Annotated in this window: 18 protein-coding genes; 9 read left to right on the plus strand and 9 right to left on the minus strand. The window is 70.5% G+C overall.

The window, feature by feature from the left end:
* Positions 1-90: 90 nt before the first annotated feature.
* The gene (locus RHOFW104R8_RS17035) at positions 91-906 is read right to left on the minus strand and encodes an EVE domain-containing protein (RefSeq protein WP_153021772.1); all 816 of its coding nucleotides are present in this window, start codon (positions 904-906) and stop codon (positions 91-93) included.
* A 126-nt stretch (positions 907-1,032) separates the two neighbouring features.
* On the minus strand, positions 1,033-2,613 hold the full coding sequence (locus tag RHOFW104R8_RS12795; protein WP_068097451.1) for a glycoside hydrolase family 17: 1,581 nt from the start codon (positions 2,611-2,613) through the stop codon (positions 1,033-1,035).
* Between the two features lie 132 nt (positions 2,614-2,745).
* Between RHOFW104R8_RS12795 and RHOFW104R8_RS12800 the strand changes: the two genes are divergently transcribed.
* Both RHOFW104R8_RS12800 and RHOFW104R8_RS12805 read left to right on the plus strand, forming a co-directional pair.
* Positions 2,746-4,782: a transglycosylase SLT domain-containing protein gene (locus tag RHOFW104R8_RS12800; protein WP_068097454.1), complete on the plus strand. Its 2,037-nt coding sequence runs from the start codon at positions 2,746-2,748 to the stop codon at positions 4,780-4,782.
* Positions 4,783-4,800: 18 nt separating this feature from the next.
* Positions 4,801-5,739, plus strand: coding sequence for a complex I NDUFA9 subunit family protein (locus tag RHOFW104R8_RS12805; protein ID WP_068097457.1), 939 nt, complete (start codon positions 4,801-4,803; stop codon positions 5,737-5,739).
* A gap of 3 nt (positions 5,740-5,742) precedes the next feature.
* On the opposite strand, the gene RHOFW104R8_RS12810 is transcribed toward RHOFW104R8_RS12805, so the two are convergent.
* Entirely contained in the window at positions 5,743-7,299 is a 1,557-nt protein-coding gene (locus RHOFW104R8_RS12810; RefSeq protein WP_068097460.1) for a sulfotransferase, read from the minus strand.
* Positions 7,300-7,507: 208 nt separating this feature from the next.
* Between RHOFW104R8_RS12810 and RHOFW104R8_RS12815 the strand changes: the two genes are divergently transcribed.
* The 4 genes from RHOFW104R8_RS12815 to RHOFW104R8_RS12830 all read left to right on the plus strand — a co-directional run bounded on the left by RHOFW104R8_RS12815 (position 7,508) and on the right by RHOFW104R8_RS12830 (position 12,334).
* Positions 7,508-7,894 carry a carboxypeptidase-like regulatory domain-containing protein gene (locus tag RHOFW104R8_RS12815; protein ID WP_068097463.1) on the plus strand — a complete coding sequence of 129 codons (387 nt, stop codon included), beginning with the start codon at positions 7,508-7,510 and terminating at the stop codon, positions 7,892-7,894.
* Between the two features lie 182 nt (positions 7,895-8,076).
* On the plus strand, positions 8,077-8,724 hold the full coding sequence (locus RHOFW104R8_RS12820) for a dihydrofolate reductase family protein (protein WP_068097466.1): 648 nt from the start codon (positions 8,077-8,079) through the stop codon (positions 8,722-8,724).
* A gap of 68 nt (positions 8,725-8,792) precedes the next feature.
* Entirely contained in the window at positions 8,793-10,040 is a 1,248-nt protein-coding gene (locus tag RHOFW104R8_RS12825; protein ID WP_068097469.1) for a multifunctional CCA addition/repair protein, read from the plus strand.
* Positions 10,041-10,102: 62 nt separating this feature from the next.
* On the plus strand, positions 10,103-12,334 hold the full coding sequence (locus RHOFW104R8_RS12830) for an LTA synthase family protein (RefSeq protein ID WP_068097473.1): 2,232 nt from the start codon (positions 10,103-10,105) through the stop codon (positions 12,332-12,334).
* Here the strand turns inward: RHOFW104R8_RS12830 and RHOFW104R8_RS12835 are convergent.
* The 3 genes from RHOFW104R8_RS12835 to RHOFW104R8_RS12845 all read right to left on the minus strand — a co-directional run bounded on the left by RHOFW104R8_RS12835 (position 12,311) and on the right by RHOFW104R8_RS12845 (position 16,219).
* A complete protein-coding gene (locus RHOFW104R8_RS12835; protein ID WP_068097477.1) occupies positions 12,311-12,721 on the minus strand; it encodes a VanZ family protein in 411 nt (136 codons plus the stop codon). The two genes, RHOFW104R8_RS12830 and RHOFW104R8_RS12835, sit on opposite strands and share 24 nt — an antisense overlap.
* An 8-nt stretch (positions 12,722-12,729) precedes the next feature.
* On the minus strand, positions 12,730-13,923 hold the full coding sequence (locus RHOFW104R8_RS12840) for a class I SAM-dependent methyltransferase (protein ID WP_068097480.1): 1,194 nt from the start codon (positions 13,921-13,923) through the stop codon (positions 12,730-12,732).
* A gap of 109 nt (positions 13,924-14,032) precedes the next feature.
* Positions 14,033-16,219: a TonB-dependent receptor gene (locus tag RHOFW104R8_RS12845; RefSeq protein ID WP_068097482.1), complete on the minus strand. Its 2,187-nt coding sequence runs from the start codon at positions 16,217-16,219 to the stop codon at positions 14,033-14,035.
* Between the two features lie 195 nt (positions 16,220-16,414).
* Between RHOFW104R8_RS12845 and RHOFW104R8_RS12850 the strand changes: the two genes are divergently transcribed.
* Complete coding sequence (locus RHOFW104R8_RS12850; RefSeq protein ID WP_068097485.1) at positions 16,415-17,098, plus strand: hypothetical protein; 684 nt, start codon at positions 16,415-16,417, stop codon at positions 17,096-17,098.
* Positions 17,099-17,166: 68 nt separating this feature from the next.
* A complete protein-coding gene (locus RHOFW104R8_RS12855) occupies positions 17,167-17,913 on the plus strand; it encodes a pteridine reductase (protein WP_068097488.1) in 747 nt (248 codons plus the stop codon).
* A gap of 106 nt (positions 17,914-18,019) precedes the next feature.
* Here RHOFW104R8_RS12855 and RHOFW104R8_RS12860 read toward each other — a convergent pair whose 3' ends face one another.
* The 3 genes from RHOFW104R8_RS12860 to folB all read right to left on the minus strand — a co-directional run bounded on the left by RHOFW104R8_RS12860 (position 18,020) and on the right by folB (position 20,075).
* Complete coding sequence (locus tag RHOFW104R8_RS12860; protein ID WP_068097490.1) at positions 18,020-18,880, minus strand: DUF6159 family protein; 861 nt, start codon at positions 18,878-18,880, stop codon at positions 18,020-18,022.
* Positions 18,881-18,959: 79 nt separating this feature from the next.
* The gene (gene folK / locus RHOFW104R8_RS12865) at positions 18,960-19,448 is read right to left on the minus strand and encodes a 2-amino-4-hydroxy-6-hydroxymethyldihydropteridine diphosphokinase (protein ID WP_068097607.1); all 489 of its coding nucleotides are present in this window, start codon (positions 19,446-19,448) and stop codon (positions 18,960-18,962) included.
* 270 nt (positions 19,449-19,718) lie between these two features.
* On the minus strand, positions 19,719-20,075 hold the full coding sequence (folB, locus tag RHOFW104R8_RS12870) for a dihydroneopterin aldolase (RefSeq protein ID WP_068097495.1): 357 nt from the start codon (positions 20,073-20,075) through the stop codon (positions 19,719-19,721).
* Between the two features lie 95 nt (positions 20,076-20,170).
* Between folB and dbpA the strand changes: the two genes are divergently transcribed.
* Positions 20,171-21,550, plus strand: coding sequence for an ATP-dependent RNA helicase DbpA (gene dbpA / locus RHOFW104R8_RS12875; protein ID WP_068097497.1), 1,380 nt, complete (start codon positions 20,171-20,173; stop codon positions 21,548-21,550).
* Positions 21,551-21,633: the final 83 nt, after the last annotated feature.

The following is a 21,633-nucleotide window of genomic DNA, read 5'->3' on the forward strand; positions in this document are numbered from 1 at the left end:
CTGGCTGACCGATCAGGCCAAACAAGCCAGCTCATGACCTCGGTTATGGGGTGCGGAATTCGAGGGCAAGGTCAAGTTGCTGCCGTCCCCTTACGTCGCTCCGCGCAGATGCTTGGCAAGAGCCGCATAATTACTCTCGACTTGTGACGTGGCATGAACTGCCCTATGGCAGCTTGCACACAACACCGCAAGGTCGTCGAGAGTTGTGCGAACTGGCGTTGCAGCCACTGACAGGGGCGACAAGTGATGGACTTCAAAGATGTGCTCGCCGAATTGCTTGGGATACTTTGAAGTCTCGTCGATGCCGCAAAGAGCGCAGACACACTTTCCATGGCGTGAACGTACGTCGGCCAGCTTCGTTAGCCGCAAAGAGTTGGAGCACTCTCGACGATAGTGCGAAATGAGCCGGCGTTCGCCTTCGGATGCGCCGAATAGTACCGGTGATGATGGAGAGCCGACGAGTCCCCAGAGACGCTCGATGGTGCTTGTTTGAACTGCGTCGAGTGCAAAGACTGTGCCGCGTGGCGCGGTGATAAGAGTCGCACTGCTTAGGGCTGCATCGGCCTTTACGTCGGCACGCGACAGAAACCCTTCTGAGGGAGTTAGTCGAATTTCTTGGAGGTGAATGCCCGTTCTCGGCTCCTCTGGATCTGGCTCTTCTGTCCGCCAAAGATCGACACCCAAAGCTTCCGGATGTTTAACGGCCGTTCCTGGAACTGGCGCCTCAACAACAGTGCCGATAGCTATTGCACCGGCATCCGCTCCTGACCTCCAAATGATTGCTCGATCACCTGCTGCGATCTGCGATTGGTAGTGTGGTGTCCACCAGTAAATCAATTCTGGGTAGCGAGTGACATAATCATCAATGTCAAATTTTTTCGGATTTCCTTGGAAAACCCATGCCACGAGATTTCTCCAGAGAGAGCTACGGTCAATGGGGATGATCAACAGGGATCGAGGTAATTAAGCAACAACCCCGTCCGCATCCACCTACCTGCGAATCCCCGAATACTACTGCCCGACGAGCCGCGCCTATGGCACCACCAAGCGCCTCCCTCGCCACCACTCCACCAGCACCGGCAGCACCAGCAGCAGGTTCAGGCCCAGCCATAGCCACGCCACCGGGGTGAGGCCGGCTTCCTGCACCAGCACCGCGAGGGCCAGCGGCAACGGCCACAGGGCGAGGAAGCGTTCCTCCGGCAGCGGCGGCACGGCCGCACGGCGCTCGCCCAGCCAGCCGAGCAGCGCATAGCCGGCGCACGGCAGCCAGAACAGGCCCAGCGGAAAATCCCGGTAGCGCCCGTCGACCGCGAGCAGCAGGCCGTAATACGCCAGCGCGAACAGCCAGCCGGCGCGCAGCCAGCGCGGCGGCACGCCGGGCGCCGGATCGCCGTCGAGCCGCGCGGCGATCCAGCGCGCCAGCCGCAGTGCGGTGAGCAGGGCCAGCGCGCAGGCCGCCAGCGACAGCGCCCACTCCCAGCCGTCGCGGCAGGCGTACAGCGCTTGCCGGTACTGCCACGCCAGCGCGCTGCTGCTGGCCGTGCCGGCCAGCAGCAGGGCGAGCCGGCCCGCGCGGCGGCGCCGGCCGCCGGCCAGCGCGAACAGCACGCCGCCGGCCGCGGCGGCGAGCCAGCCCAGCCACCAGCGCGGCTCCTCGGTCACCGGCCCCTGCATGGCGAACTTCGGCCGCGCCTGCGCGTCGAAGATGCCCCAGTAACCGCCGGCGGTGCCTTCCTGCGCGCGTTTCCACGGCTGGTCGAACGCCTCGATCACGTTGTACGGCATGTGCACGGTGGCCGCGTAGCGCAGGAACTCGCGCAGGTAGCGCGCCTCGTTGACCACGCTGGCGCTGGCCGCCTGGCGCGGCCGTCCGGCGCTGGGCCAGCCGGTTTCGCCGATCATCACGCGGCGGCCCGGAAACGCCTGCTGCACCTTCGCGTACACCGCCGCCACGTGCTGCACCGCGCCTTCGGGCGGCACCGGCTGGTCTTCCCAGTAGGGCAGGATGTGGATGGTGAGGTAGTCGACCGAGCCGGCCAGTTCGGGATGGCGCAGCCAGAATTCCCACACGTCGGCATAGGTCACCGGCACGCCGACCGCCGCGCGCACCTGCTGCAGGTAGCCGGCCAGCCGCGCCGGCGACAGCTCGCCGCGCAGCAGCACCTCGTTGCCCACGATCAGCCCGCGCACCACCTGCGGGTAGCGGTTGGCGGTGGCGATACCCAGCGCAACCTGCTGCGCGTTCGACTTCGCGTCGCCGCCCAGCCAGATCCCCAGCAGCACCTGCATGCCGTAGCGCCCGGCGATCTCCGGCACCGCGCTGAGGCCCTGCCCCTGCGAGTAGGTGCGCACGCAGTCGAAGCGCTGCGACAGCGCGCGCAGGTCCGCGTCGATGCGTTCGGGGCTGATGTAGGCACGCGCATCCAGCGGCGTCTCGCCGGCCAGGCGGAACGGCGCATACGAAACGCAGGCGATCCGCGCCGACGGCGCATCCGGCAGCGCCACCGGCCGGCCGATCGCCCACCACCAAGTCGCCCCGGCCAGTGCCGCCAGCAGCAGCGCCAGCCACGCCGGCCAGACGCGACGAAAGACAGGCGGAGCTGCTGGTGACATGCCGATCCCGTGGATGCTGGAAGCCAAACGCCGCAGCTTACCAGCGCCGGCCGGCGCCACGCGCTCACGACACCGCGACAAGCGGTTCAGGCGCATCGACTACACTGCCCGCGATCCACCGCAGGAGCCCCCATGTCCGTTTCCTTCCCGCCGCGGCGCATCCTGCTCGTCTGGCTGCTGGTCGCCGGCTGGCTGCTGACGGGCGTACTGGCGCAGGCCGCCGAACCCGTCGACGCCCAGCGCGCGGCCTTCAAGCAGGCCTACGCCGCCGCGCAACAGGGTGGCGACGGCTGGCGCGGCCTGGCCGGCGGCCTGCGCGACTATCCGCTGTATCCGTACCTGCCGGCCGCGGCCTTGCAGCACGACATCCGGCAGGTCGACCGCGCCAGCGTGGAGGCGTATCTCCGCCAATACCCCGATTGGATCCCCGCCGCCGACCTGCGCCGCGCGTTCCTGCTGGAACTGGCGCAGCGCCAGGACTGGAGCGGCTTCCTCGCGCTGTACCAGCCCGGCCTCGGCGATGCGCTGAGCTGCAACGCGCTGCAGGCGCGGCTGGCCGGCGGCGCCGCGCTGGATTTCGAGCGCGACCTGGCCGAACTGTGGACCCGGCCGAGCCTGCCCGACGCCTGCGACCCGGTACTCCGCGCCGCGCACGACCAGGGCCTGCTCACCGATGCGCGGCTGTGGACGCGGATCGACCGCGCCGCCGACGCCGGCCAGGCCGGCACCATCGCCAGCCTGGCCGACTGGCTGGGCGAACCCGGCCGCCGCAGCGCACAGCAACTGGCGCTGGCGCTGCGCGATCCGGCCGCCGCCCTGGCCGCCGCCGCCGGCTGGCCCGACCAGCCCCGCCAACGCGAGGCTGCCACGCTGGCGCTGACCCGGCTGGCCCGGCGCCAGGTCGACGACGCCGACACCGCGTGGCAGCAGCTGCGCTCGCACTTCGCCTTCAGCGAAGCGCAGCGCGACCGGATCCTGCGCACGCTGGCGCTGTTCCATGCCACCGATTTCGACGACGGCGCGCTGGCCCGGCTGATCGCGCTGCCCGCCGCCGCGCAGTCCGAGGGCACCCGCGAATGGCGGGTCCGCGTGGCGCTGGCCCGGCGGGACTGGAGCGCCGTGCTCGCCGGCATCGACGCGATGCCCGCCGACCAGCAGCAGGACGGCGAGTGGCGCTACTTCCGCGCCCGCGCGCTGGCCGCGCTGAACCGCGACGACGAGGCACGCCGGCTGTTCGAGGCCCAGGCCGGGCAGGCCACCTTCTTCGGCTTCCTCTCCGCCGACCGGCTCGACCGGCCGTACGCGATCTGCCCGCTGCCCCCGACCGACGACCCGCAGCGCGAGCAGGCCCTGCTGGCCAACCCCGGCCTGCGCCGCGCCTTCGAGCTGTACGCGGTGGACCTGCCGAAGCCGGCCCGGCGCGAATGGGCGCGCGCGCTGCAGGACGCCGACCCGACCACCCAGCGCGCAGCCGTCGTGCTGGCCAACCGCCGCGGCTGGTACGACCGCGCGGTGTTCGTCCTGAACAGCGGCGAGGCGCTGCGGCTGTACGAGCTGCGCTTCCCGCTGGCCAGCCAGGACGGCCTGGTGCCGCAGGCCGAACAGGCCGGCGTCGAGCCGGCCTGGGCCTACGGCATCCTGCGCGCGGAAAGCGCCTGGGTGAGCGATGCGCAATCCGGCGCCGACGCGCGCGGCCTGATGCAGCTGCTGCCGTCCACCGCCGCGCTGGTGGCCAAGCGCAACGGCCTCGACTGGGGCGGCGGCGACACGCTGTACGACCCGGTCACCAACATTGCGCTGGGCACGCGCTACCTGGCGCAGATGGCCGCGCGCTTCAACGGTTCGCCGTGGCTGGCCAGCGCCGCCTACAACGCCGGGCCGAACAAGGTCGAGCAGTGGCTGGCCGCGCGCGGCACGCTGGCGCCGGACCTGTTCGTGGCTACCATGCCGTTCAAGGAAACCCGCGAATACGTGGCGCGGGTGATGGCGTTCAGCGTGATCTACGATTGGCGCCTGAGCGGCGGCCCGGTGGTATCGCTGGCCGACCGCATGAGCGCGATCGGCCAGCCGTACGCCCTGCCGACCGCCGCGACGGTGCGCCGCCCGGTCGACTGCCCGCCGGCCGTCGCCCCGGCCGCAGCGGCCAGCGCGGCGGCCGCCACGCCCTGAGTGCAGGAGAGCCTTCGCATGAGCGCACGGCAACTCGTCATCCTCGGCGGCACCGGTTTCGTCGGCAGCCATCTGGTGCCGCGGCTGGCCGCCGACGGCCACCGCATCGTGCTGCTCAGCCGCAACCGCGAGCAGCATCGCGAACTCGGCGTGCTGCCCGGGGTGAGCGTGCGCAGCGCCGACGTCTACGACGACGACGTGCTGCGCCGGCACCTCGCCGGCGCCGACGCGGTGATCAACCTGGTCGGCATCCTCAACCCGCGAGGGCGGCACAGCTTCCAGCGCGCGCACGTGGAACTCGCCCGCCGGCTGATCGCCGCCTGCCACGCCAGCGGCGTGGAGCGCCTGCACCAGATGAGCTCGCTGAAGGCCGGCCAGGGCCTGTCGCAGTACCTGAAGACCCGCGGCGAGGCCGAGGCGCTGGTCAAATCCTCCGGGCTGGCATGGACGATCTACCAGCCCAGCGTGATCTTCGGCCGCGGCGACGGCCTGGTCAGCCGCTTCGCCAAGCTGCTGCGGCAGATGCCGGCGCTGCCGCTGGCGCGCGCGCAGGCGCGGATGGCGCCCACCTGGGCGGGCGACGTGGCTGAGGCAATCGCCCGCTGCGTCGACCACGAGAAGCTGGGCGTGCGGCGCAGCTTCGAGCTGTACGGCCCCGAGGTGCTCACGCTGGGCGAGATCGTGCGCGCGATCCGCGCGGCCGCCGGCCTGCGCACGCCGGTCATCGCCTTGCCCGACAGTCTCGGCCGCCTGCAGGCGCGGTTCGCCGAGCTGCTGCCCGGCAAGCCCTTCTCGCTGGACAACTTCCGCTCGCTGCGCACCGACTCGGTCGGCAAGGTGGACGGCTACGCCGCGCTGGGCATCGCGCCGCAAGCGCTGACGCCGTGGCTGCCGGTGCTGCTCAACGAGCCGCCGCGGCAACGCCGGCTGGCCGCGCAGCGCAGGCGGCGGCGCTGAATCTCAGGCGGCGTCCAGCAACTTCCGCAAGCGGTCCAGCTCGCTGCCGTACAGCGCGCCGCGCGCCACGTCCGCACGCGCGCCGCGCTCGGCCCGCAGCCTGGCCGCGCAGGCCGGATCGTCGTCCAGCCCGCAGAACGCCAGCACCCGGCGCAGCTGGTCTTCCGGTTCGGCCAGCAGCGACTCGCCGGTCAGCTCGAGCACGCGCCCGGGATACAGCGCCTGCCAGTGGCGCAGCAGCCGGTCGTAGTCGTGCCAGTAGCCGGCGAGGTCGTCCAGCGCGTAGCTGAACTCGTTGCCGCTGGCGAACAGCTGGCTGTAGCAGTCGAAGCAGGTCTCCAGCGCGTCGCGCCGCACGTTCACCACGCGCGCCTGCGGCAGCATCGTCATGGCCGCGCCGAGCAGCAGCCAGTTCGGCAGGCAGGCGTCGACCAGCCACGGCTTGCCGCCGCGGCGGGAGTCGCTGCGCGCCAGGTAGTCGCGCCCCAGCCGCGCCCAGTCTTCCGGCGTCTGCGTGCCTGCGCGCCGCGCGCCCACCGGGCCACGGCGCAGCGACTCGGCCTGGATCACCTGCTGCAGGTCGGGCCGGTCGTCGCCGCCGGCCTGCGGGTGTGCGGCGAGCGAATGCGCCACCAGCGCGGCGCCGGAACACGGCAGGCCCACCACGAACACCACCTGCCCGTCCGCCGACGCCTCCCGCGCGCCGTCCAGCGGACTGGCGAAGGCCGCCAGGATCGCCTCGGCGCGGGCATGCTCCGCGCTCGCGTTCCACTGCACCTGCCGGCGCACCTGCGCGTTGGCCTTGCGCAGCACGCGGAACGCCTCGTGGAATTCGGCCTGGTCCTCCAGCGCCCGCGCCAGCACGAAGCCCAGCGCGGTGCGCACCGCGGGCGTCGGCAACGCGGTCTGCAGCACCTGCCGCAGCCGGGCGACATCGTCCGCGCCGAAGCGCTCGCCGGCCAGGTTGCACAGGCCGGTCCACGCCTCCGCGCTGGCCGGCCGGCGCTGCAGCACCTCGCGGTAATTCGCCGCCGCCTGGGCCGCCGCGCCGAGACCGGCCTGCGCTTCGGCCAGCACCAGGCGCGCGGCGGGGTGGTCCGGGTCATGGTCGAGTACCCGATGCAGCGCCGTGATCGCGCCGACCGGCCGCCCCAGGGCGAGCAGCATCTGGCCGTAGTTGAACCAGCCCGGCGCGAAATCGGGCGCCAGCCCGCAGGTTCGCCGCAGCGCGGCCAGCGCCGCCTCCGGTTCGCCCACCGATTGCAACGCGATGCCCAGGTTCATCTGTGCCAGCGCGTCGTCCGGGTTCTGCGCCACCGCCTGCCGCAGGTTCGCCACCGCCAGCGCATGCTCGCCGCGCAGCTGCTGCACCACGCCCAGCAGGCGCCGCGCTTCGGCACAAGCCGGCTCCCGCGCGAGCAATTCCGCCAGCAACGCCTCGGCCTGCTCCGGTTGCCGGCGATCGACCGCGTCCACCGCCTCGTCGAGCTGGCGCACCAGTTCCGCCGACAGGCCCACGGCGCGATCCCGCAACAGCGGATGAGCCTGTTTGTCCACCATGCCCGGAAGCCCCCTGTGGCCGCCTTTCACTTCACGGCGCCAGCTTACGTGAGGGTGGCGGCAGCATAAAGCCACGCCGCGCACGGCCTGGAACACAGGCGCGGCCTGCGGCCTCGAAAACGGTTAGGCTTGCGCACGCCACGGCAGGTATCAGACGCTTGCTTCGGCCGTGGTGCGTTTCGAAGCCGAACCTGCCGGAGTCGATCCCATGGGCCACGGAATCCGCACGTACGTACTGGGCATCGGTGCAATCGCCGTGCTGGCATGGGCCGGCATGGGTGCGAGCCATGTCACCGGAGTGGGCGGGACGGTGCGCATGTCGCCCGCCGGCCCCGGGCCGCAGCGAGCGGGCGGGCCGGACGCAAGCCCCTACCGCAGGGCAACGGTGCAGCTGCGCGACGCCCGGGGAAGCGTCGTGGCCCGCGCGATCACCGATGAACAGGGGCAGTTCACCGTGGCCGTGCCCGCCGGCACGTACGAGGTCGGCGTCGACGTTCGGCACGCCGCGTGGCCGCGTTGCGAAACGGTCGAGGTCACGATCCGCACGAACCGGATCGCCCGCGTGGCCATCGTCTGCGATTCCGGTATGCGGTAGGCGGCCGCGGCCGGGCTGCACGGGGAGACGGAGGTAATCAAACGGCGAAGACAGTGGGCAGGCCCGTAGCCTGTCGGCCACGCGGCCGATCCGTAACGAAGGGCCGCATTAATTGCCTCCGTCCTCTTGAATTGCCTTAAATTGCTTTCATCCCATCGAGCGGCGGCGCGGCGGACCACGACATGTCTAAACTTCGAGTGCAGAGTTTTTCGCTTTCCATCGACGGCTACGGCGCCGGGCCGGACCAGGATCTCGAGCATCCGCTCGGCGTCGGCGGCCCCCAACTGATGGAATGGTTTTTCCCCACCCGGCTGTGGCGGCGGATGCAGGGCGAGGACAGTGGCGAGAGCGGCGTCGACAACGACCTCGCCGAACAGGGTTTCGCCGGCATCGGCGCCTGGATCCTCGGACGCAACATGTTCGGTCCCGTGCGCGGCCCCTGGCCGGACGAAAGCTGGCAAGGCTGGTGGGGCGACGAGCCGCCCTACCACGTGCCGGTGTTCGTGCTCACCCACCATCCGCGCGCCAGCCTGCGCATGGCCGGCGGCACCACGTTCCACTTCGTCACCGACGGCATCGAGTCCGCCCTGCGCCAGGCGCAGGACGCGGCCGGCGGCCGCGACGTGCGCCTCGGCGGCGGCGTGGCCACCGTGCGGGAGTACCTGCGCGCCGGCCTGGTCGACGAACTGCACCTCGCCCTGCGCCCGGTGCTGCTCGGCCGCGGCGAACACCTGCTCGCCGGCATCGACCTGCCGGCGCTGGGCTACGCCTGCACCCGGCAAGTGATGGGCGAGCGCGCCTGCCACGTTTTCCTGCATAGGCGCACGTGACGGCCGTCGCGGCGCGGCGGGCGGCCTGATCCTGACGGCTCGGCGCGAGCGCATGGCAGAATCCCCCCATGCACATCTACCTGGTCGGCGGCGCGGTCCGCGACAAGCTGTTGAACCGCCCGGTGGTGGACCATGACCACGTGGTGGTCGGCGCGTTGCCGGAGCAATTGCTGGCGCTGGGCTACACGCCGGTGGGCAAGGACTTCCCGGTGTTCCTGCATCCGGAGACGGGCGAGGAGTACGCGCTGGCGCGCACCGAGCGCAAGAGCGGACGCGGCTACCACGGCTTCGTGTTCCAGGCCGACCCGACGATCACGCTGGAGCAGGACCTGGCCCGGCGCGACCTCACCATCAACGCGATCGCCGAGGACGGGCACGGCGCACTGACCGACCCGTTCGGCGGCGTGCGCGACCTCGAGGCGCGCATGCTGCGCCACGTGTCGCCGGCGTTCGTCGAGGATCCGGTACGGGTGCTGCGGGTGGCGCGCTTCGCCGCGCGCTTCGCGCCGCTGGGCTTCACCGTGGCCGACGAGACGATGGCGCTGATGCGGCAGATGGTGGCCGACGGCGAGGTCGACCACCTGGTGCCGGAACGCGTGTGGGCGGAGACGCGCAAGGCGCTGGCCGAGCCGCAGCCGTCGATGTTCCTGCGCGTGTTGCGCGAGTGCGGCGCGCTGGCCGTGCTTTTCCCCGAGGTCGACGCGCTGTACGGCGTGCCGCAACGCGCGCAGTTCCACCCCGAGATCGACACCGGCGTGCACCTGGAGATGGTGCTGGACGCGGCGGCGCGACTGGCGCCGGGCGACGACGTGGTGGGGTTCTGCGCCCTGACCCACGACCTCGGCAAGGCGCTGACCCCGGCCGGCGAGCTGCCGCGCCACATCGGCCACGAGCATCGCGGGGTGGCGCCGCTGCACGCGCTGGCCGCGCGGCTGAAGGTGCCGAACGAGCACGCGGCGCTGGCCGAACTGGTCTGCCGCGAGCACCTGAACGCGCACCGCGCGTTCGAGCTGAAGCCGGCCACCGTGCTGAAGCTGCTGGGCGCGCTGGATGCCCTGCGCCGGCCGGCCCGGCTGGACGCGTTCCTCGCCGCCTGCGCCGCCGACAAGCGCGGCCGGCTCGGCCACGGCGACGACGACTACCCGCAAGCGGCGTACCTGCGCGCCGCGCGCGCGGCGGCCGCGGCGGTGGATGCCGCCGGCTTCGTCGCGCAGGGCCTGGCCGGCCCGGCGATCGGCCAGGCGATGGAGCGGGCCCGCGTCGAGGCCATCGCCGCGCTGCGGACTCATCCATCGCCAAGCGGATCCGCGGTATAAAGCCCGGATATCCATGTCCGCCCGGGCATGCATCGCTCTCATGATCCCAGCTGGAGTTGCCTGTGCCGCGTGCCTTCACCCCGACCTCGCCCCTGCGTCAGCGTTTCCGCCCGTTGTGGTGGCTGGCCGTCGTTTTCCTGGTCGTCTCGCTGGCCACCCGCGTGGTGCTGCTGGCGATGTCCGGCAGCGAGGTGCCGCATACGCCGCTGAACCTGCTGTACGCGTTCGGCGTGGGCCTGGGCTACGACCTGGTCACCTTCGTCTACGTGGCGTGGCCGATGGTGCTGTTCCTGTGGCTGGTGCCGACGCGGCACGCCACCGTGTCCGGGCTGGCGCGCTGGCTGGCGTGGCTGCTGGTGCTGGCGCTGGTGTACGCGCTGTGCCTGGGCGCGCTGTACCTGCATTACCGCGCGCACCTGGGCATGACCTGGCCGCTGGTGCTGCCGTTCCTGCTGGTGCTGCCGCTGCCGGGCTTCGCCTATGCCTCGCGCACCGGCCAGTGGGTGCTGTACGGGCTGGCCCTGGCGCTGCTGTACGGGCTGCTGTTCGTGGCGGCGTCCGAGCTGGTGTTCTGGAACGAGTTCAGCGTGCGCTTCAACTTCATTGCGGTGGACTATCTGGTCTACACCAACGAGGTGATCGGCAACATCCGCGAGTCCTACCCGATCGGCCGCTGGCTGGCGCTGCTGGCGGCGGGCACGCTGGTGCTGTTCGCGATCGGCCGGCGCGCGTTGCACGTGCGCGACGACGGCAGCCGCTTCTGGCAGCGCGGCAAGGTGGCCCTGCTGTGGCTGGTGCTGACGACGATTTCGACGGCCGCGGTGAACGGCAGCATGAAGGATCGCACCGGCAACAACTACGTCAACGAGCTGGCCGGCAACGGCATCTACCAGTTCTTCAACGCGTTCCGCAGCAGCCACCTCGACTACGCGAAGTTCTACCGCACGCTGCCGGACGACGAGGCGTTCCGCCGCGTGCGCGAGATGCTGAAGACGCCCGAAGCGAGTTACGTCAGCGACGACCCGCGCGACCTCACCCGCGCGATCCGCCGGGTCGGCCCGGAGAAGCGTCTCAACGTGGTGCTGATCAGCGTGGAGAGCCTGTCCGGCGACTACCTGGGCACGTTCGGCAATCCCGACCACGTCACGCCTTACCTCGACTCGCTGGTCGGCCAGAGCCTGTTCTTCGACAACCTGTACGCGAACGGCACGCGCACCGTGCGCGGGCTGGAGGCGCTGTCGCTGTCGGTGCCGCCCACGCCCGGCGATTCGCTGCTGAAGGAGCACGGCAACGAGAATCTGTTCTCGCTGGCCACCGTGTTCAACGATCGCGGCTACCAGTCGGACTTCGTCTACGGCGGCTACGGCGAGTTCGACAACATGAACTATTTCTTCAGCCACAACGGCTATCGCGCGGTGGACCGGCGCGACATCCCGAAGACCGCCGCGATCCACAGCGAGAACGTCTGGGGCGTGGCCGACGAGGACCTGTACACGCTGGCGCTGGCCCAGATGGACCAGATCCACGCCGAGGGCAAGCCGTTCTTCCTGCACGTCATGACCACCTCCAACCACCGGCCGTACACCTTCCCGCAAGGCCGCGTGCAGCAGGCCAACGGCACCCGCCTGGGTGCGGTGGCGTATACCGACTGGTCGATCGGCGATTTCATCCGGCGCGCGAGGGAGAAATCGTATTTCGACGACACCGTGTTCGTGATCACCGCCGACCACTGCGCCTCCAGCGCGGGCAAGACCAGCGTGCCGGTGAACCGCTACCACGTGCCGCTGTGGATCTATGCGCCGAAGCACATCCCGCCGCAGCGGGTGGACCGCCTGATGGGCCAGGTGGACATCGCGCCGACCCTGCTCGGCCTGCTCAACTTCAGCTACCGCTCGCGCTTCTTCGGCTACGACTTGTTCCAGCTCGAGTCCGGCCGCGAGCGCGCCTTCCCGGCCACCTACGAGAAGCTCGGCTACCTGCACCACGACGTGCTCACCGTGCTGGAGCCGCAGCGCAAGCTGGAGCAGATGAAGCCGGACTACGCCAGCGGCGACGCCACCCCGATCGTGCCGCAGAACGAGGAACAGATCGACCAGGCGGTGGCCTACTACCAGGTCGCCAGCGAGCTGTTCAAGCGCGGCCAGCTGGCGCGCCGCCCGGCCGACGCCACGCCGGTGGAACCGTTGCCGGCGGAGCCCGTCGCGGCCCCCGCGGCGGCCGGTTCGGCACCTGCGCCGGCCAGCCCGGCGACGACGCCGGCAGCGGCCGGTTCAGTCCCGCTGCCGGCGCACTGAACGCGCTTCCACGCTCGCCAACACGCTGGCGAGCGGTGTGCGCAGCAACAGTAGCGCGACCAGGATGCCGGCGCCGTCGGCGAGCACGTCCAGCGCATCGGCGTCGCGCGGCGGATCCAGCCACTGCGCGAACTCGATGAAGATGCCGAAGGCCAGGCAGCCCAGCGCGGCCCAGCCGCGCGGACGGCGCTCGCGATAGACGTTGCCCCACCAACCCATCAGGCAGCAGAAGGTGGTCGCGTGCAGCAGCTTGTCGCCGCAGGGGAACGCCAGCGTGATGCCCGGGTCCGGGGTCAGCGCCATCCACAGCGTCCACAGCATGATCAGCGCGCCGAGCAGTACCCACCAGGCATGCCAGCGCAGCCGCACCGGCGATTGCGGCGGCACGCGCGCGCTCAAAGCCGCTCGCCCCGGTCGGCGGCCAGCAGTTCGGCCGGCAGCGGCAGCGCATCGAGGCCGCGCGCCAGCAGCATCGCCTGGAAGCGTTCACCCATCTGCTCGGGCAGCATCAGCCGCTTCGCCTGCTGCGCCAGCCGGTAGCGGCCGTGCTCGTCGGCGACTTTCGCCTGGGCCTCCTCGAACACCTGCTGCAAACCCGCGCCAATCAGGAACTGCGCCTGCGGCAGGTAGCCCGCCACGCCGAAGCCGGCGCTGTTGCCGGCCTCGGCCAGCGCGGTGAAGTCGACCGAGGCGGTGAGGTCGTTCATGCCCGGCAGGTACAGCGGGTCGTTGTGCGCGTGGTGGCGATAGTGCGCCATCAAGGTGCCGTCGTCGCGCTCGGGCAGGTAGTACTCGCGGCGCACGTAGCCATAGTCGATGAACAGCATCAGCCCGGCGACCAGCGCGCCGGCCACCGCCTGCACCCAGTACGGCAGTTGCGGCAGGATCTCCGAACGGTAGCCATCGGTGAAATCGACGCCGAGGTCGCGCTCGACGTGGCGCACCGCCCCGGCCACCAGCGCGTCGGCCGGGCGGTCGACGCGGATCAGCCGGCCTTCGCCGTCGAGCGCCACGTGCTCCTCGTAGACCTCGCCCTGGCGCATCGCAAAACGCGTGGCCGGCAACGCATCGATCACCTCGTTGGCGAACAGCACGCCGCGCCAGTCCTCTTCGGGCGGGCGATCCAGCCACTGCACGCGGGCGTGGAGCTCGGCGGGCAGGTTGGCGCGCAGCCGCTCGCGCTGGCGCTCGCGCAGGTCGGCGCTGGGCTCCAGGATCAAGTACTGCCGCGGCAGCGTGCCGCTGGCCGCCATCGCCTTCAGCGCCGCCTCGGCGAACGCGCCGCTGCCGCCGCCCAGCTCGAGGAAATCCGCCTGTTCGCCCAGCATCGCCAGCACCGGCTGCACCGCGTTGACCACGCAGCCGGCGAACAGGCCGCCCAGTTCCGGCGCGGTGACGAAATCGCCGGCCGCACCGAACTTGGTGCGCCCCGCGCTGTAGTAGCCCAGCCCCGGCGCATACAGGCAGCGCTCCATGTACTGCGAGAACGGCATCGGCCCGTGCGAAGCGATCTGCTCGCGCAGCAACTGCAGCAGGCGGTCGGAATGGGCGCGTTCGTCGGCCGTCGGTTCGGGGAGGCGGGAAGACATGGTCGTTGCCGGTCATGAAAAACGCGGCAAGCATAGCGGATGGGCTTGCGCATCTCGCGCCAACTCCCCCTGATGCAACCGTAGGAGCGCATGCAGGCTGCGAAGGAGATCAGAAATCCTTCTGCAGGCTCAGGAACACGCCGCGGCGCGGGCCGAACTGCGGCGCACCGACGCCGATGCCGCTGCCGTCGCGCAGTTCGTACGTGCGGTCCAGCGCATTGATCAGCGCCAGCTGGGTGTGCAGCTTGCCGAAGCGCTCGAACGCGAAGTCGTGCGACAGGTTGAGGTTGAGCTGGAAGTACGCCGGCAACGAGGCGCCGTTCGGCACCGCGCCGTCCTTGCGCAGGCCGCTGCCGAACAGGTAGTCGGCGCCGATCCTGGTGCCGTCGTCCAGCGCGTAGTTGATGCCGCCGGACGAGGTGAGCCTCTGGTCGTGGTCGAGGAAGATCCAGTGGTTGTTGACCCAGGCCAGGTCGTCCGGCGCGAAGTTGTACTGGCTGGTGATGATGCGCTTGCCGATCGCCTTGCCGAGCGACGCGTTGAAGTAGGCGGACAGCGGCCCGTGCTCGTAGTTGGCGGTGAACTCCACGCCCTTCACCCGGCCCGCTTCGTAGTTGAAGGTGGAGTAGACCAGCGCGGAGCCGAACTGGCCTTCGTCCTGCAGGCGCCGCACCTTGCGGTAGTAGGCGTCCACGCCGACGGTCCAGGCCGAACCGATGTTCTGCGAGATGCCGGCGTCGAAATAATCCGAGCGCTCGGCCAGCGGCGTGTTGTTGCCCATGTCCGACACGGCATTGGTGGTGCCGTCGAACTTGGCGATGTTCGAGCTGGCGATCATCTCGGTCGCCGGCGGAGTGAAGTAGCGCGAGTAGCCGGCGTGGACGGTGGTGCTGCCGGTGGCCTGCCAGACCAGGCCCAGGCGCGGGCTCAGCTGGCTCTCGCTGCGCACCAGCTGGTAGCGGTCGCCGCGCAGGCCGTAGTTCAGCGTCCAGTCGTCGCCGATGCTCCATTCATCCTGCACGTAGGCCGACCAGGTCTTCGCCACGAGGCGGCTGCCGTCGAGAATGTTGATCGGCGTGGTGCTGGTCTGGTTGCCGCCGGCGTCGGCGGGGAACACCCAGGCATTGTTGCCGCTGATGGCGCGCTCGAAGCTGCCGTAGATGCCGTAGCGCAGGGTATGGCGGTCGCCCAGCGGCGTGGCGAAATCGGCCTGCAGGGTGCTGGCGCGGTTGCTGCGGCTGACGGCGGAGGCGACGCCGTTGAACATCAGCTCGCCGATCCGGTCCGGGCTGTAGGCGAGGCTGCTGTAACGCTGGCCCACCGACACCTGGTAGTCGGTCGCGCCCAGCTTGCCCTGCAGCGCCAGCACGCCGAAGCGGGTGTTCTCGCGCTGGCGCCCATCGAGATCGGCGGAGTTGAAGTCCACCATGTCGAGATAGCCGAACTGCGGCGTCTGGTGCGGGTTGTTGGGGATCTGGAAGCGGTTGTTGGCCGCCCCGAACAGGAAGCTCAGGCGGGTGTCGTTGTCGATCAGGTAGCTGATGTCGCCGAAGCCCTTCGCCTGGTTGGTGTGGTCGTGGATCGGCTTTTTGCTCGGCGTGGGGTTCTCGATGCCGGCGTCGTTCTCCAGGTAGTTGCCGGTGAGGAACCAGCTCCAGCGGTCGTTGCTGCCCCAGACCGACGCATTCGGGCTGAGCGTGCCGTTGCTGCCGCCGGTGATGCCCACGCTGCCGCCATTGCCCAGTTCGCTGCCGCTCCTGGTGGTGATGTCGACCACGGCCGCGGTGCGCAGGCCGTACTGCGCCGGCAGCGCGCCGTCGAGCAGCTTGACGGTGCGGATGGTGCGCGCGTCGAGGCTCTGGCCGAAGCCACCGATCGACTCGGGGATGATCACGCCATTGATGCGGTACTGCAGGTTCGCGTGGTCGCCGCGCACGTGCACGCCGCCGTAGGAATCCTGCACCACGCCCGGTGCCTGCAGCAGCACCTGGTTCACCGGCGTGGAGGCGCCCAGCGGCAGCTGCGCGATCGCCTGCTGGTCGATCACGTACTGGCTGGAGCCGGTATCCGGCGACAGCGCGTTGCGCGCCTGGTCCAGCGCGCCGGTCACCGAGACCGCGCCGAGATCCTTCACCTGGGCCGACGGCTTGTTGCGGCTGCCGCCCTCGGTACGACTTTCCGTATCCGCGGCGGCGACAGGAGCATCGGCGGACGGCGGCGGGGCTGCGCCGGTAGCGCGGACGGCGGTCGTGCCCAGCGCGACGGCGAGGCTCAGGGCAAGCATGGAAGGTTTCATCAGGAATCCCGGCAAGGAACGAACAAGGCGCATATGAAAGATTTGTGATGTTATAACATTACTGAATGTTATCCCACCCTGCCTGCGCCGAAAGTCATGCCTGGCGGGGGAACCGTGGCCAGCACGGCACGCCGTTGGGTCGCGCTTCACGCCGGGCTTCTAGACTGCGCCGATGGATGCCACGGAATCGCGCACATGACCCGGCACAGCAAGCAGGTACCCGCGGTGATCGCACCGGCCGAGCGCGGCCGGATCGCCGAGGCGATCCTGGACTTCGTCAGCCACGTGCCGGACAGCTCGGTCGCCGGCAGCACGGCTCCCGCGGACGCAGCGCGTCGGCTGGCCAGCCGCGCCGCCCGGCGCGCCGCGCTCACCGCCGGCTCGCTGGCGCTGCCGCCCGGCCCGCTGGGCTGGCTGACCCTGCTGCCGGAACTGCTCGCGATCTGGAAGATCCAGGCGCAGATGGTCAGCGACATTGCCGCCGCCTACGGCCGCCACGCCACGCTGGGCCGCGAGCAGATGCTGTGGTGCCTGTTCCGCCACACCACGGCGCAGGCGTTCCGCGACCTGGTGGTGCGCATGGGCGACCGGCTGGTGTTCCGGCAGGCGTCGTACGGCGTGGTCGAGCGCATCGCCAGGCAGGTCGGCATCAAGCTCACCCGGCGCACGCTGGGCAGCGGGGTTGCGCGCTGGCTGCCGGTGATCGGCGCGCTCGGCGTCGGCGCCTACGCGCACCACGACACCGGACAGGTCGCCCGCACCGCGATCGCGATGTTCGAGGGCGAGTTCGCGTTCGAGGACGCCGGTGCGGCGCGCAAGGTCGCCGCCACCGCGCACAAGGCTGCCGACCACGCGCCGCGCAGGCCGCCGGCTGATTGAGCCGCGCGGGATGACGCGCTGCCGCCTTTGCGGCAAGCTGGGGCCTGCATAGCCGCCGGAGCCGCACGATGCCGCCACGCCATGATCGCCCCGTCGCCCTGGTCACCGGCGCCGGCCGGCGCGTCGGCGCCGTGACCGCGCGCACGCTGCACGCGGCCGGCTACGACCTGGCGCTGCACTACCGCCACTCCGCCGACGACGTCCGCGCGCTGGCCGGCGAGCTGGAGCGACAGCGCGGCGACAGCACCCTGCTGCTGCAGGCCGAACTGGCCGAACTGCCGGCGTTGCCGGCGCTGATCGCGCAATTGCTGGCGCACTATGGACGGCTCGATGCGCTGGTCAACAACGCTTCGGCGTTCTTTCCCACGCCGCTGGGCACGGCGACGCCGCAGCAATGGGACAGCTTGTTCGCCTCCAACGCGCAGGCGCCGTTCTTCCTCAGCCAGGCGGCGATCCCGGCGTTGCGCGAGGCGCGCGGCGGCATCGTCAACATGATCGACATCTACGCCGAGCGTCCGCTGGCGGAACATACCGTGTACTGCATGGCGAAGGCCGCACTGGCCGCGATGACCCGCTCGCTGGCGCTGGAGCTGGGTCCGGAGATCCGCGTCAACGGCGTGGCGCCCGGCGCGGTGCTGTGGCCCAGCGACGGCAAGCCGTACGCCGACCAGCAGGCGATGCTGGCACGCACCCCGCTGCAGCGCGCCGGCACGCCGGAAGATGTCGCCGGCGCGGTGCTGTGGCTGCTGCGCGATGCGCCGTTCGTCACCGGGCAGATCATCCGCGTGGACGGCGGGCGCACGCTGTCGGTGTGAGTTTCGCGAAGAGCACCAAGAGCACCCCAGCCCTACCCTCCCCTACAGAGCAGGGGAGGGTATTGCGGCATGCTCGGGCTTCGCGGTTGCGTGGTCCGCGTACCGGTTACTTCTTCTTCGGCGCGAAGGCCTGCTGCAGCAGCGCCTGGTCGAAGCCGACGCTGGCCTCGCCCGCTTCCGCGTAGCGGTACAGCGCGGCCGAGTAGATGCCTTGCAACGACGCCTGGACCAGCCCGAGCAGGGTCAGCCCCAGCACCACCACGACTGCCGCCAGCACGATCGCGGCGGCCGACTGCAGCGCGACGGCGCCGCCGATCAACGCTGCGCCGAGCAGCACCGCCAGCACCATCAGCAGGCCGAACACCACGCCGATGCCGCCGTTGCCGATCAGGTTCTCGCCCCAGCTGCGCTTGAGCAGTTCCACGCTGCGCTTCACCGCATCGACCGGGCCGACGCCCTCGCCGGCCAGCACCGGCACCACCAGGAAGGTGGCCACGGTCCAGGCCAGCCCGATGAAGCCGGCCGCCAGCCGGCCGATCAGGCCGAGCCGCTCCTGCACCATCCGCAGCAGCAGCCCGACGGTGGCGGCGATCAGCGCGTAGCCGAGGATCTGCGGCAGCCTCGCGCGGGCCAGCGCGAAGCCGGCCCCCACGCTGGCCGGCTCGCCGCGCAGGTGCATCAGCGCCACGCCGGTCAGCGCGGTCTGGAAGAAGATGATCACGAAGTACTGCACGAGGTAGAAGCAGAACATCAGCAGGTAGGTGCCCGCCGACATGTGCCGCCCGATCTGCTCGCCGGCCTGCTGCTGGCCGACCATCGCCATGCCGACCGGCACCAGGAAGCTGGCCGCCACCAGCAGCGTGCACAGGCCCGACAACAGCGGAAACACCAGCAACGACTTGTCCGAACGCAGCACCGCCGCGCTCGCCTTCATCAACGCCCAACTGCGTGCGAATTTCCCGGCCATGCGTCTCTCCCCCTTCGTCCGTGGATCGCGAGTGCGCCCTTTCTAGCACCCGCCGCATCCGTGCGACAGTGCGCTTCACTCAATCCGGCAGCGCTTCGACCTGCAGCGGCTCGTGCCCCGCCGGAAACGCCGCCCACAGCTCGGCCATGCTCCGCCCGCTGACCGGATGCCGGAACGCCGGCGCGATGTCGGCGATCGGCCGCAGCACGAACGCGTGCCGCAGCTCCTTGCGCGGGATCTGCAGGTGGCCTGGGCCGTCGAGCACCAGGGCGTCGTAGAACACGATGTCGATGTCCAGCGTGCGGTCCGCATAGCGCGGCACGTCGCGGCGGCGGCCATGGCGGTCCTCCAGCGCATGCAGCCAGTCGTTCAGCGCCGCGGGCGACAGCCCGGTGTCCAGCCCCACCGCCAGGTTGACGAAGTCTGCGCCGTCGAAGCCCACCGACTTGCTGCGATACGCCGGCGACACGTCGATCCCGCCGAAGCGCTCGCGCAACGCGACGATCGCCGCCGGCAGGTGGCGCTGCGGTTCGAGGTTGGAACCCAGGCTCAGGTAGACACGCGCCATCATTAGAGCCTCTTGAATGCCTCCGCATGGCCCGCGCCGGGAGCTGTTTGCGCGCAGGCCAAGGAAGAATGAAGGAGTGGACGTCGGTCCATGACTGAGTGATGACGCTGGCATGCGGGCAAACAGACCCGGCCCTTCGGGTTGTCTTGCCGTGGCCGCCATGCGGCAGCGCGCGGCTTGGCCTGCCAGCCAGGCAGGCGCTGCGCCACGCGCCACCACCTGACGGCCACGGCAAGACAACGCGGGCTATGCGGAGGCATTCAAGAGGCTCTAAGTCCGCGTGCCGCGTTCGATGCACACGCCGACGGCCTTGGCGCCGCGCACCGCGCCCGGCTTGGACAGCTTCAGGCGCACCCAGCCGACCCCGAACTCCTCGCGGATGATCCCCGCGCAGCGTTCGGCCAGCGTCTCGACCAGGCCGAAGCTGGACGCGCCCACGTAATCGATCAGGCGCCTGGACACCTCCTTGTAGTTCAGCGTCAGCGCGATGTCGTCGCTGCCTGCCGGCACGGTGTTGTCGAACGCCATCTCGATGTCGAACGACAGCGTCTGCCGCACCCGGCGCTCCCAGTCGTAGATGCCGATGACGGCGTCGATGCGCAGGTCTTCGATGAAAACGGTGTCCATGGCGGCGATTCGTGGGGCGATGGCCGTACAGGGTCCGCGAGCCGGCGACCGGATGCAAGCCCATGCCATGCCGGCCGCCATGCGATCATGCACGGATGACCGCTTTCAGCACGCTTCCGCTCAAACCCGCCCTGCTCGCCAGCGTCGACACGCTCGGCTATGCCGGGATGACCCCGGTGCAGGCGCAAAGCCTGCCGCCGATGCTGCAAGGCCGCGACGTGATCGCGCAGGCGCAGACCGGCAGCGGCAAGACCGCCGCGTTCGGGCTGGGCCTGCTGCAGGCGCTGGACGCGGACACGATCCGGTTGCAGGCGCTGGTGCTGTGCCCCACCCGCGAGCTGGCCGACCAGGTCAGCAAGGCGATCCGCAAGCTGGCCGCGAACATCCCGAACGTGAAGCTGCTGACCCTGTGCGGCGGCATGCCGCTGGGGCCGCAGCTGGCCTCGCTGACGCATGACCCGCACATCGTGGTCGGCACGCCCGGCCGCGTGCAGGAACATCTCAAGCGCGGCAGCCTGCACGGCGGCGGCATCAAGGTGCTGGTGCTGGACGAGGCCGACCGCATGCTCGACATGGGCTTTGCCGAGGCGATCGACGACATCGTCGGGCGCATCGCCAAGCACCACCAGACCCTGCTGTTCTCGGCGACGTATCCGGACGAGATCCGCGCGGTGAGCCAGCGCGTGCAGAACAATCCGGTCGAGGTCACGGTGGAGGCGCCCGTCGAGGAAAAACCGGCGATCGAGCAGCAGTTCATCGAGGTGGAGCCCGCGCAGAAACTTGATGCGCTGGCGCAGCTGCTGGCCGGCGAGCGCGGCCAGCACGCGCTGGTGTTCTGCAACATGCGCAAGGACGTGGATGCGGTGGCGCAGGAGCTGGACCGCCGCGGCTACTCCGCGCTGGCCCTGCACGGCGACATGGAACAGCGCGACCGCGACGAGGTGCTGGTGCGCTTCGCCAACCGCAGCTGCAACGTGCTGGTGGCCACCGACGTGGCCGCGCGCGGACTGGACATCGTCGCGCTGCCGCTGGTGCTGAGCTACGACGTGGCGCACGACCCGGACACCCACACCCACCGCATCGGCCGCACCGGCCGCGCCGGCGAGGCGGGCCTGGCGATCACCCTGTGCACGCCGCGCGAGCGGCCGAAGGCGGCGAACATCGAGGAACTGAACGGCGCGCCGCTGCCGTGGCGTGCGTTGAAGATCGCGCCGCCGCGCGGCAAGACGCTGCAGCTGGCGCCGATGAAGACCCTGGTGATCGACGCCGGCCGGCAGGACAAGCTGCGCCCCGGCGACATCCTCGGCGCGCTTACCGGCGCGGCCGGGCTGGAGGCGAAGGACATCGGCAAGATCGACGTGTTCGCCACCCGTGCCTACGTGGCGATCGGCCGCGCGCTGGCGAACAAGGCGCTGGAGCGCCTGCGCGCCGGCCGGATCAAGGGCCGCAACTTCCGCGTGCGTCCGCTAGGCTAGGCTCCCGCCACCCGTCCGGAAGCCGACCCGATGCTGCGCTGGTTCGCCTGCCTCCTCGCCCTGCTCGCCTGCGCGGCCGCGCA

It is taken from the genome of Rhodanobacter sp. FW104-R8 (assembly GCF_001617365.1).
GTDB lineage: Bacteria > Pseudomonadota > Gammaproteobacteria > Xanthomonadales > Rhodanobacteraceae > Rhodanobacter.